This is a genomic window from Diaphorobacter sp. HDW4A, assembly GCF_011305995.1.
Classification (GTDB): domain Bacteria; phylum Pseudomonadota; class Gammaproteobacteria; order Burkholderiales; family Burkholderiaceae_C; genus Diaphorobacter_A.
In genome coordinates this window covers 4364033-4376073 of sequence record NZ_CP049910.1, presented here as the reverse complement: position 1 = coordinate 4376073, position 12041 = coordinate 4364033, and the positions used below count along the sequence as shown (strand labels likewise).

Here is a 12041-nt window from a genome sequence, read left to right as displayed (position 1 = left end):
CGCCATGCATTGCTAGCAAATGCCTGCCCGAAGGGCGACGCATCGTCGGGACAAGAGACTTTTCCGTAAATATCCAATGAGCAACAAACACACCCATTCCTTTCAGGCCGAAGTGGCACAACTGCTGCATCTGGTCACCCATTCGCTGTATTCCAACAAGGAAATCTTCCTGCGCGAGCTGATCTCCAATGCGTCGGACGCTTGCGACAAGCTGCGGTTCGAGGCGCTGAATCAGCCCGATCTGTATGAAGGTCAGCCGAATCTGGAAGTGCGCGTTTCCTTCGACAGCAAAGCGCGCACGATCACGATCGCCGACACCGGCATCGGCATGAGCGAGCAGGAGGCCATCGACAATCTGGGCACCATCGCCAAGAGCGGCACCAAGGACTTCATGAGCAAGCTCTCGGGTGATCAGAAGTCGGATTCGCAGCTCATCGGTCAGTTCGGCGTGGGCTTCTATTCGGGCTTCATCGTGGCCGACAAGATCAGCGTCGAGTCGCGCCGTGCGGGCCTGCCCGCGAGCGAAGGCGTGCGCTGGGTGAGCGGCGGTTCGGGGGACTTTGAGGTCGAGCAGATCGAGCGGGCCGAGCGCGGCACGGCGATCACGCTGCATCTGCGCGAAGACGCCGAGGAGTTCCTGAACGCCTGGAAGCTCAAGGCGCTCGTCAGTAAGTATTCCGACCACATCAGCCTGCCCATCCTCATGGAAAAGGAAGAGTGGAAAGAGGGCGAGAACGATCAGCCCGGCGACATGGTCAAGACCGGTGAATGGGAAACCGTGAACCAGGCGAGCGCGCTGTGGACGCGTCCCAAGAAGGACATCACGCCGGAGCAGTACGTTGATTTCTACAAGGCCATCAGCCACGACCATGAGGCTCCGTTGACCTGGAGCCACAATCGGGTGGAAGGCAACACGGAGTACACGCAACTGCTGTACATCCCCTCGCACGCGCCGACGGATCTGTGGAACCGCGACAAGAAGGCGGGCGTGAAGCTCTATGTCAAGCGCGTATTCATCATGGACGACGCCGAGGCGCTGATGCCGAGTTACATGCGCTTCGTGAAGGGCGTGATCGATTCAGCCGACCTACCGCTCAACGTGAGCCGTGAACTGCTGCAGGAAAGCCGTGACGTGCGCCTGATCCGCGACGGCAACACACGCCGCGTGCTGTCGATGCTTGAAGATCTGGCCAAGCACGATCAGCATGAAGCCACTTCGACGAACGCCGAGGACGTGACTGATGTGGTCAGCGACGACGACAAGGCCAAGGAAGGCAAATACACCAAGTTCTACGGAGAGTTCGGTGCAGTGCTCAAGGAAGGTCTGGGCGAGGATTTCGGCAATGCCGAGCGCATCGCCAAGCTGCTGCGATTCGCGTCCTCGACCACCGACACGGTGAGCGTGTCGTTCGCCGACTACAAGGCGCGGATGAAGGACGGTCAGGAATCGATCTACTACATCACCGCCGACACGCTGGCTGCTGCCAAGAACAGCCCACAGCTCGAAGTGTTCAAGAAGAAGGGCATCGAAGTTCTACTGATGACCGACCGCGTGGACGAGTGGGCGCTGAACTATCTGAACGAATTCGACGGCACGCCGCTGCAGTCGGTCGCCAAGGGGGCGGTGGATCTGGGCAAGCTGCAGGACGAGGCCGAAAAGAAGGCTGCCGAAGAGGCCGCCGAGGCCTTCAAGCCGATGCTCGCCAAGCTCAAGGAGGCGCTCAAGAACGAGGTGGACGACGTGCGCGCCACGACCCGCTTGGTCGATTCGCCCGCTTGCATCGTGGTGCAGGACGGCGGCATGAGCGCTCAGCTCGCCCGCATGCTCAAGCAGGCCGGTCAGGCGATTCCGCAGAGCAAGCCGGTGCTGGAAGTGAACCCGGATCACCCCTTGGTCAAGAAGCTCGATGGCTCGGTGCACTTCAATGACCTGGCGCACATCCTGTTCGATCAGGCGCTGCTGGCCGAGGGTGGTATGCCTGAAGACCCGGCTGCGTATGTCAAACGCGTGAATGCGTTGCTTGTTTGACTCGGCCAAAGCCCTGATCCGACCACAGTGATGGCCTGATCGGCCGGTTTGGATGAAAATGCCGTGTAACTTCGAGTTGCATGGCATTTTTTTGCATTGCGAAAACTCGCGAACATGCTCAGGGACCATTCACGGATATGTTGCGTTTCTTCCTGTTATTTCTTTCCATTCAGCTGACGCTGTTCGGCCTGAATATGCTCAACTGGGTGCAGCAGCACATCGTGCTGCCGTGGACGGCGTTGCTCGCCAAGATCTGCTCCGAACTGGTGGTCTGGTTCGACGATACCGCGACGGCTCAGGGCAAGGTGCTGTGGAACAGCGCGACGGGGTTTGGCGTTTCCATCGAGGCGGGTTGCAATGGCATTGAGGCCTGCATCGTGCTGTTTGCGGCGATCATCGCGTTTCCATCCAGCTGGCGCCACAAGCTGGTGGGCTTCGTCGTCGGCTTCGTTGCCATTCAGGCGCTCAACGTGGTGCGCGTGATCAGCCTGTTCTACCTCGGTCAATGGAACATGTCGGTGTTCAACTTCGCACACGAATTCCTCTGGCAGGGCCTGATCATGCTGGACGTGCTGATCGTCTGGCTGCTGTGGGTGCGTGCGGGCTCCAAGGAGCGCGCCGCCAACGAACCGCCTCCACCCGACGAACCGCCTGCACCGCCCGTGGTGTCGAGCGCCCCACGCATGGGTCATGGAGAGGGTACCGTCAGCCATTCGTTGGACCTGTCGCCGCAGGCACGGCCACGGCCATCGGTCTGATGCGGTTAAAGTGAATCAGAGGGATCGAGGGAGCAGTGACATGACAGAACAGGCGACAACGACAGCATCATCAGCCATCGAAGAAAACGTCCCAGCAGCCAAGAGCAAGGTGCTGCCGCGCTTTGTGATCTTCGCTTTTGCGGGAATGATTTTGCTCACGCTGCTGTGGACCAAGATCACGCCATGGACTTCGTACCCGATTGCGCTGCTGTCCCATGTGGCGCTCGAAGAAGTCGCGCCGATGTGGGTGCGCGCGGTGCACAAGAAGCCCGGTCAGATCGAGGTGGACACCAGTGTGGGTGTGGTTGTGCCCAATGCCGGAGGGCAGACCGCCGATGTGGTGGTGGATGCTGATCCGGGTCGCTATGCCTTTGGTCTGCCGATCTTTCTGGCACTGGTGTTTGCCGCCTATGCGGCCAACCGCGCACCGGGTCGCTTGTCGAAGGCGATTGGCGGGTATTTGATCCTGTTGCCGATCCAGAGCTTCAGCTTGGTGATGTACCTGCTCATGCAGGTGCTGGTGGCCGCGAAGCTCGACATTCGCACGCTGCGCGTCGACTCTTGGCAGGTCGAGTCCATCGTCTTCGGTTACCAAGTGGGCGTGCTGGTGCTGCCTACATTGGCTCCCGTGCTGGTGTGGCTGCTGCTGGACCGCAAGTTCTTTGGCGATGTGATCGTCAACGGCTGGAAGCGTTCGCTCAAGGCCAAGGCACCGGTCAGCCAGAAGTAATGCAAACAAAGACGACGCAGAAGACATTGAAACTAACATTGAAATCGACATCGGCTTCTGGGATTCTCTTGGCGGGGCTGCTGACTGCGCACATGGCGTCATTCGCACAGACGCCGGCCAGACAAGCGGTGCACGCCGTCACCGATGAGGCCCATCAGCAGACTGCTGCGGCAACTACCGAGTTGGCTCACAGAAAGGCCGTGCACGGCAAGGCGCTTGGCGAACAATTGCTCAAGTTCGCGCGCGTGGGCGATGAGCTTGCAGTGCGCAAGCTGCTCGCGAAGGATGCTCCCGTGAATGCACGGGACGTCGATGGCAATACGCCGCTGCTGTTGGCGACGGCTGGCAACCACATTGAAGTGGCGCGTTCACTGATCCTGCATGGTGCGGATGTGAACATCCAGAACGCGCAGCAGGACAGTGCCTATCTGCTGGCTGGTGCGCGCGGGCATCTCGAGATTCTGCGCATGACACTGTCGCGCGGCGCCGATCTGAAAAGCACGAACAGATATGGCGGCACAGCGCTGATTCCCGCCTGCGAGCGCGGCCATGTTGCCACGGCCAAGGCACTGATCGATGCCGGCGTTGACGTGAACCATGTGAACCGTCTCGGCTGGACTTGCCTGATGGAGGCCGTCGTGCTTGGCAACGGTGGCGAGGCGCATCAGCAGATCGTGCGCGACGTGATCGCCGCCGGGGCCGACGTGAATCTGGCAGACAAGGACGGCATCACGCCGCTCGCCCATGCGCGCCAGCGCAATCAAGGGGCCGTGACTGCGCTGCTGACGGCTGCGGGCGCGCGCTGAGAGCGCTGAATACGCGCCGCACGCGCGTCACACCATCAACGGTTCTTCCTGCATGGCCTCGATCTGCTCGATGAGCATGTCGATCTGGCCGCGCCAGTAGTCACTTGATCCGAACCAAGGGAAGTTGATCGGAAAGATCGGGTCGCTGAAGCGCCGGGCAAGCCACGCGCTGTAGTGGATTAGGCGCAGCGTGCGCAGCGGCTCGATCAGCGAGAGCTCGCGGCGGTCGAAATCGCGGAACTGCTCGTAGCCTTCCAGCAGCGTGGACAGCTGCATGCCGCGCTGTGCGCGCTCGCCCGAGAGCAGCATCCACAGGTCCTGCACGGCAGGTCCCATGCGCGCGTCATCCAGATCAACGAAATGCGGACCGCCGTGGCCGTTGTCGTCCACCGGCGTCCACAGCACGTTGCCGGGGTGGCAGTCGCCATGCAGGCGCAGCGGGGTGAAGCGGTGCGCGTTCATCTTCTCGGTGATGATCGCGAGTGCCTCGTCGCAGGCCTTGTGCCAGCCGCTTTCCTGATCGAGCGGAATGCCATGGTGCGACAGCAGCCATTCGCGGCTGTCGATGCCGAAGGCCTGCACATCAAGCGTCGGGCGCAGCGTGAAAGGCCGTTGGCTGCCCACCGTGTGGATGCGCGCGAGAAAGCGGCCTATCCATTCCAGCGTCTCAAAATCATCAAGCTCGGGCGTGCGCCCGCCGCGCCACGGACTCACCGAAAACGCGAAGCCCGCGTGGTGGTGCAGCGTTTTGCCGTTGAGCACCAGCGGCGCTACCATAGGCACTTCGGCGGCCGCGAGTTCAAGGGCGAAGGCGTGTTCTTCGAGGATCTGCGGATCGCTCCAGCGCTCGGGCCGGTAGAACTTGGTGACCACGCGCGCGCCGTCTTCGAGCGAGACCTGATAGACACGGTTCTCATACGAGCCCAGCGCCATCAGTCGACCATCGCCATACATGCCGAGCTCGGCGAGCGCGTCGAGCACCAGATCGGGCGTGAGCGGGGAATACGGGTGCTGTGCGGGGCTGGCGCTGGAGTCATCGGTGTGCATGCGGGCTATTGTCGCAGCCGCCGATGGCCCTCGCGCTCACATGGCAGCGCGAGTTTGCGGGTACGAAGCTTCGTCGGCGGCGGGGGCTGCGGCCAGTGCGTGGAAGGGAAGTTGCTGCTTCACCAGAATCACGGTGCAGGGGGCGTCGCGCACCACGCGGATCGGCACGGTGTCGACGAAACGCTGCATTTGCAGGCCGTGTGTGGCCGCGCCCATGATGATCATCGTGACCTGATTGCCGCGCGCATAGCGCACGAGGGCTTGCGCCACGTCGCCCGATTCGAGCACATGGCAGCTTGCACTGTGGCCCACCAGATTGAGCGTGGCGGTCCATTGCTTGAGCCGCGCGAGGTGCGTGCGGTGCAATGTGGTTTCGCTGCGTTCGTGCTGGCTGGTGTTGCTGGCTGAGGGTGAGATCACCGTCACGCAGGCCAGCCGCGCGCCGGGCCGAATGCCGAGCGAGCGGTTCACCGCTTGGCGCAGCGAATACATGGTGGCGTCGCTCACGTCTTGATGGGGCACGGCGACCATGAGGATGGGCACCTCCTGCAGTTGCTCCTTGGGCAGGGGACTGGGCTGGTAGTGCATGCCAGCCGCCTTGATCCAGCGCTTGAACTGCGAGCGTGCGCCGGGAGCGTTCCTGCGGTCGCCGCGTTCTGTGACGGGTACGTGCTCGGGATGCGTGAGATCGAAGGCCAGATGCGCGGCCGAGGGGTAGCGCTGTGCGGCCTCGGGCTCGAGACAGCGCAGGATGATTTCCTGCAGCCATGACGGCACGTCGTTTCGCAGTTGAAGCGGTGGCGTCGGCGTCATCCACAGACGCTGGCGCAGGCCGCCCTGCGTGGTCGGCGCGCCGAAGGGCAGTTCGCCCGTCACCATCTCGTAGAGCATCACGCCGATGGCGAAGAGGTCGCTGCGCACATCGCCGCGCACGCCGACGATCTGCTCGGGCGCGATCCACGCGGGTGAGCCCACGGCGCTCCTCATTTCCTCGGCGAGCAAATCGGGATAGTGGGAGTGGCAGGAGAGCCCGAAGTCCAGCAGCGCCGCCGTGCCGTCGGGCTTGAGCAGCACGTTGGCGGGCTTGAGGTCGAGGTGGCAGACATGCTGTTGATGCAGGCTGTGCACGGCCCACGCGATGGCGTTGGCGATCAGCGCGATCTCGTCGATGGCGCCGCGCGGATTGGCGTCCAGCCACTGCTGCAGTGTCTGGCCTTCGAGGTATTCCATGACGATGTAGGGCAGTCGCATGAGATCGCCCGCGGCCACAAAGCGCGGCACATGCGGGCCGGAGAGCGTGGGGTGGATCAGCAGCTCCACCTCGAAGCTCACGATATTCTCGGCGCCATCGCCCGTGGCCATGCGCGGAATCTTCATCACCAGCGGAAAGCCGGGGTCGCGCGCACTCTGTGCATAAGTCACGTGATAGATGTGCGCCATGCCCCCCGCATGCACACATTCATGAACGATGAAGCCATCGATCTCGGTTCCCGGAGTCAGCATTTTCATGTCAGCGAACGAGGACGTGAAGGAGCGGGAAATTCAAACCGTTGATCTTGTATTTATTCGGCTCACTCTTGGAGCGATCAACGATGCGGCGAGACGTTCTGTGCGTCTCTGCCGTTGTGACTATTTATCTGTTTTTCTGCGATGACCAGTGGGTTCATAGCCCCCATTCCAGCCGGTCGGCAAAGTGCGGCGGCATGGCATGTGTGTGCCGCACCGCCGCCGCCGCCGCCATGTGGTCGTAGACCACGCGGTGAAAGGTGAGCGTCGCCGCGTCGCTGTCGTACATCGTGTACATGGCACGCGGGTCGCGGTCACGCGGCTGGCCGCAGGAGCCCACGACCGCCAGCCATTGCCGGTGCGGCGGCACCGGTACGGGCACGCCGGGTTCGGGGTTGAAGCGCATCAGCTTGGCGGTGGGCGTCAAAAAATACAAGGACTGCGTATGCACATGGCCCACAAAGACGTAGCGGATGGTGGCGTCCTGTTCGGCCGCAGCGCGCATGCAGCGCTCGGCCGCGCCGCTGTCGCTCACGTAGTGCCAGTTGCCCGGCGAATCGGCGCTGGCGTGGGCGATCAGCACGTCTTGCTCGAGCTTGACGGTGAGCGGCAGGTTCTCGAGAAAGCTTTTGTGCAGCGGCTGGAGCTGGTCGTGCGTCCATGCCGCTCCTTCGTCCTGCACCTGCCGGATGACCGCGGGCGGGTTGAGCGCCATGTGCTCGTGGTTGCCGCGCACACACAGCGCGCCGCAAGAGACCAGACCCATCACCCGGTCAAGCACCTGTGCGGGGTTGCCGCCATAGCCGACCAGATCGCCGAGAAACGCGAACTGCTGCGCATCATGGGCGCGCGCATGCTCCAGGCAGGCGTCCAGCGCATGCAGATTGGAGTGCAGATCGGCGAGAAGAGCGTATTTCATGCGCAGTGCGAGTGGCTATCTGCACATGATGAGGGCACAAGCTGATTCCACGCTTGCATTCCCTAGTGGATTAGAGGTGCATTTCGGGCAAGTGGTTCACTACCAATTTGAGCTACTCAATAGGTGCTTCGTGCAATCGACGTGCCATCGCCGCTCTCGCGAAAGCGTGCGGCGCAGCCATCGGCGGCCTCGCGCAGCAGCACCATATCGAGCGCCACGGCCACAAACAGCGCACCGAGTGCAAGGCATTCGCGTGCACGTTCCTCGTTGACCTGCAGGATGCCGGGCGCCTTGCCGGTGGCTCGAATGCGGCGGATGGCGTCGTCGATGGCGGTGCGCACCTCGGGATGGTTGGGCTGACCGGGGTGGCCCATGCTGGCCGAGAGATCGGACGGGCCGATGAAGATGCCGTCCACGCCATCCACCGCCGCGATGGCCTCGATCTGGGCGAGCGCTTCCTTGGTCTCCACCTGCACCAGCAGGCACAGCTCCTTTTCGGCGTCGCGGATGTAGTGGGCGTCACGGCCGAAGTTGGAGGCGCGCACCGATCCGCCGAGGCCGCGCACGCCGTTTGGGGCGTAGCGGATGGCGTTCACCGCTGCCTGTGCTTCGTCTGCGTTCTGCACGAAGGGGATCAGCAGGGTCTGGGCGCCTATATCCAGGTAGCGTTTGATGAGAACGTGGTCGTTCCACGCGGGGCGGATGACGGGATGCGTTCTCTTTTGTTGCGGTGTCACGGCAGCGGCTGATACCGCCTGCAGGTGGGGGACCATCAGCGGGACGTCGTTGGGGGCGTGTTCTGTGTCGAGGAGGATCCAGTCGAAGCCTGAGCCGGCTAGGAGCTCTGCTACCAATGGCGATGCTAGTGTGGACCAGATGCCTATTTGTGGGTGGCCCGCGGTCAGTGCCTTTTTGAAGGGGTTGGGGGTCGGCATGACTGGGCTCCTTCTGTTTCCGTTTCAGCTTCGGCTGGGTGGTTTGGTTCAGGGGCCGGGAGTTCCGCCCGGCGGCGGAGTCACTTTTTGCTTGCGCGCAAAAAATAACCCAAAACGCGCTTTCAATACCTCCGGCGGAACTCGCTGCGTTCCTTCGTCACTCCGCTCGGACAACCGCCGGAAATCAGTTGGGAAGAGGTGCTTTCGGCACGTCGCTTCGCTCGTGCCTGCATCTCCCGCTGGCGGGAGAGGGCTGGGGTGAGGGTGACTGCGGCCGTTCCTCATCCCTTGCCGCTCATTATTTTCACTCAGTATTTATACACGCCTTGGCCGGTCTTGCGGCCCAGGCGGCCTGCGGCAACCATTTCCTTGAGCAATGGGCAGGGGCGGTACTTGCTGTCGCCGAATTCATCGAGGTACACGTCCATCACGGCCAGACAGACGTCGAGGCCGATCATGTCAGCCAAGGCCAGTGGGCCGATGGGCTGGTTGCAGCCGAGCTTCATGCCGGCGTCGATGTCTTCGGCGGTGGCAGAGCCTTCGGCGAGCACGAAGAAGGCTTCGTTGATCATCGGCACCAGAATGCGGTTGACGACGAAGCCGGGGGCGTTCTTCACGGTGATCGGGCTCTTGCCGAGGCGCTCGGACAGGGTCTTCACTGCAGCGTGCGTGTCGTCTGACGTCTGCAGGCCACGGATGATTTCGACCAGCGCCATCATCGGCACGGGGTTGAAGAAGTGCATGCCGATGAAGCGGTCGGCGCGGCTGGTCACGGCTGCCAGCTTGGTGATCGAGATCGACGAGGTGTTCGAGGCCAGCAGCACTTCGGGTGCGAGCAGGGCGTCGACTTGCTTGAGGATCTTGACCTTGAGGTCGAAGTTTTCGGTTGCGGCCTCGATCACGATCTGAGTGGCCTTGAGGTCGTCGTAGTTGGTCGAGCCCTTAATGCGGGCGAGGGCTGCGGCCTTGTCGGCTTCCGAGATCTTTTCCTTCTTGATCAGGCGGTCGAGGCTTCCGGCGACGGTGGCGATGCCCTTTTGCACGGCTGCGTCGGAGATGTCCACCATCACCACGTTGATGCCAGAAACTGCACACGCCTGCGCAATGCCATTGCCCATCGTGCCAGCGCCAATGATGCCCACGGTAAAAATCGTCATATAAAGTCTGCTTTGTAGAGAAAAAAGAAAATGGGTTGGTTGGTAGGTGGCCGCACACAATGCTGCAGCGCAACCATACATGGTATCGGCAAAAAAGCGCAGGCTCGCTTTTTCAACGGAGACGGGTGTCACATGTTCGACTACATCGTGGTGGGTGGGGGATCGGCTGGCTCGGTGCTTGCGGGGCGTCTGAGCGAGGATCCGCAGGTGCGCGTCTGCCTGATCGAAGCAGGTGGGCCCGACAGCAGCGTGTTGATTCACTGCCCGGCGGGTCTGGCCGTCATGGCCAAGACCGGTGCCAACAACTGGAAGCTGTCGACCACGCCGCAGCCGGGGCTGGGCGGGCGGCGCGGGTACCAGCCGCGCGGCAAGACGCTGGGCGGCTCAAGCTCCATCAACGCCATGATCTACGCGCGCGGCCATGCGAGCGATTACGACCACTGGGCCGAGCAGGGCAATGCGGGCTGGGGTTGGCGCGATGTGCTGCCGTACTTCAAGCGCGCCGAGAACAACGAGCGCGGCGCCGATGATTTGCACGGAGCGGGCGGCCCTCTCAACGTGGCCGATTTGCGCAGCCCGAATCCGCTGAGCCATGCCTTTGTGGATGCCTGTGTTCAAGCGGGGCATACGCACAACCACGATTTCAACGGCCCAGAGGTTGAAGGCGTGGGGCTGTACCAGGTCACCCACAAGAACGGCGAACGCTTCAGCGCCGCCAAGGCCTATCTCACTCCACACCTTTCACGTTCCAACCTGCAAGTGGTGACGGGTGCGCAGGTCACGCGCATCCTCATGGAGGGCAAGCGTGCGGTGGGCGTTCAGTATTTCAAGGGCGGCGCGCTGCACTCCGAACGCGCCACACGCGAGGTGCTGCTCAGCGCGGGCGCGCTGCTGTCACCGCAGATATTGATGCTCTCGGGCATAGGCAACGGCGCGGATCTGCAAAAGCTCGGTATCAATGTCGTGCACGATCTTCCGGGCGTCGGCGAACATTTGCACGACCATCCCGATGTGGTGACCGTGGTCGATGGCGCGCAGCTCACCGACTCGTTCGGCTTGTCCATCAAAGGCGCGGCCAATCTGGTGCGCGGCGTGTTCGAATGGAATTCACAGCGCACCGGCATGCTGACCACCAACTTTGCCGAGGCGGGTGGTTTCATCAAAAGCCACGAAAGCGAAGCGGTGCCCGATCTGCAACTGCACTTCGTCGTTGGCAAGCTACTCGACCATGGCCGCAAGACGGTCTGGGGACATGGTTACTCCTGCCATATCTGCCTTCTCCAACCCAAGAGCCGAGGTCGGGTCACGTTGGCCAGCGCCGACGCGCTCGCTGCGCCGCTGATCGATCCGGCGTTCTTTGCCGACCCCGAGGACATGCAGAAGATGATCGTTGCGGTGAAGACGATGCGGCGGATCTTGGCGCAACCGGCGCTCGCTAGTCTCGGCGGCAAGGAGCTGGAGTATTCAGCTAGTGCGCAGAGCGACGAGCAGATCGCCGAGTACATACGCAACTATGCGGATACGATTTACCACCCGGTCGGCAGTTGCCGTATGGGGGTGGGCGCGCTCGACGTTGTGGACGCCGAGTTGCGGGTGCATGGGGTACAGGGGTTGCGGGTGGTGGATGCTTCGGTCATGCCACGGGTGGTGAGTGGGAACACGAATGCTCCTGTGATCATGATCGCAGAGAGGGCTGTGGATTTGATTCGTTCTTCTTCTCTTTGATTTTTTTGCTTCTGCTGGGTGGTTTGGTTCAGAGGCCGGGACTGCCCCCGGCGGGGCAGTAACTTTTTGGTCTTGCCCAAAAAGTCACCAAAAATGCGCTTTGAAGTCATCCGGCGAAACTCGCGGCGTTCCTTCGTCACTCTGCTCGGACAACCGCCGGAAATCAGTTGTGAAAGAGGTGTTTGCGGCACATCGCTTCGCTCGTGCCGGGGCGTTTGCAGAGTTGGGTTGGGGCGTAAATGCCCACTGCCCTTTTTCCAGAGTGGACCGACAACAGCGAGCAAATCACGCAGCGCTCGCACCCCCACATCTCGCGAAGTCGCGAGATGCACGGCACGAGCGCAGCGATGTGCCGACCACACCTCTTAGTTAAAGACTGATTCGCGGCGGTTGTCCGAGCGGCGCGCGCAGCGCAAAGCGAGTTCTGCC

The 12041-nt window shown here is 62.1% G+C and carries 10 protein-coding genes; 5 read left to right on the top strand and 5 right to left on the bottom strand.

The genetic code is table 11. The features are described from left to right. Positions 1 to 76 precede the first annotated feature (76 nt). From htpG to G7047_RS20045, 4 genes are all read left to right on the top strand, one after another. Positions 77 to 2029 (top strand): molecular chaperone HtpG, encoded by a 1953-nt coding sequence (gene htpG / locus G7047_RS20060; protein ID WP_166309426.1) that lies wholly within the window; start codon positions 77 to 79, stop codon positions 2027 to 2029. Positions 2030 to 2166: 137 nt separating this feature from the next. Continuing rightward, complete coding sequence (gene xrtH / locus G7047_RS20055) at positions 2167 to 2787, top strand: exosortase H (protein WP_166309424.1); 621 nt, start codon at positions 2167 to 2169, stop codon at positions 2785 to 2787. Positions 2788 to 2827: 40 nt separating this feature from the next. Further along, positions 2828 to 3517 carry an exosortase H-associated membrane protein gene (locus G7047_RS20050; RefSeq protein ID WP_240939199.1) on the top strand — a complete coding sequence of 230 codons (690 nt, stop codon included), beginning with the start codon at positions 2828 to 2830 and terminating at the stop codon, positions 3515 to 3517. A gap of 92 nt (positions 3518 to 3609) precedes the next feature. Next, complete coding sequence (locus tag G7047_RS20045; RefSeq protein ID WP_166309422.1) at positions 3610 to 4323, top strand: ankyrin repeat domain-containing protein; 714 nt, start codon at positions 3610 to 3612, stop codon at positions 4321 to 4323. Positions 4324 to 4350: 27 nt separating this feature from the next. Here the strand turns inward: G7047_RS20045 and G7047_RS20040 are convergent, their stop codons facing one another. The 5 genes from G7047_RS20040 to G7047_RS20020 form a co-directional block, all read right to left on the bottom strand. After that, complete coding sequence (locus G7047_RS20040; protein ID WP_166309420.1) at positions 4351 to 5370, bottom strand: serine/threonine protein kinase; 1020 nt, start codon at positions 5368 to 5370, stop codon at positions 4351 to 4353. Positions 5371 to 5406: 36 nt separating this feature from the next. Beyond that, positions 5407 to 6879: a bifunctional serine/threonine-protein kinase/universal stress protein gene (locus G7047_RS20035; RefSeq protein WP_166309418.1), complete on the bottom strand. Its 1473-nt coding sequence runs from the start codon at positions 6877 to 6879 to the stop codon at positions 5407 to 5409. Between the two features lie 154 nt (positions 6880 to 7033). Continuing rightward, positions 7034 to 7795, bottom strand: coding sequence for a metallophosphoesterase (locus G7047_RS20030; RefSeq protein WP_166309416.1), 762 nt, complete (start codon positions 7793 to 7795; stop codon positions 7034 to 7036). Between the two features lie 116 nt (positions 7796 to 7911). Next, positions 7912 to 8730 (bottom strand): aldolase/citrate lyase family protein, encoded by an 819-nt coding sequence (locus tag G7047_RS20025; RefSeq protein WP_166309414.1) that lies wholly within the window; start codon positions 8728 to 8730, stop codon positions 7912 to 7914. Positions 8731 to 9038: 308 nt separating this feature from the next. After that, positions 9039 to 9887 (bottom strand): 3-hydroxybutyryl-CoA dehydrogenase, encoded by an 849-nt coding sequence (locus tag G7047_RS20020; RefSeq protein WP_166309412.1) that lies wholly within the window; start codon positions 9885 to 9887, stop codon positions 9039 to 9041. 132 nt (positions 9888 to 10019) lie between these two features. On the opposite strand from G7047_RS20020, the gene G7047_RS20015 reads away from it, so the two are divergent. Further along, positions 10020 to 11612, top strand: a complete 1593-nt coding sequence (locus G7047_RS20015; RefSeq protein WP_166309410.1) for a GMC family oxidoreductase — start codon at positions 10020 to 10022, stop codon at positions 11610 to 11612. Positions 11613 to 12041 lie beyond the last annotated feature (429 nt).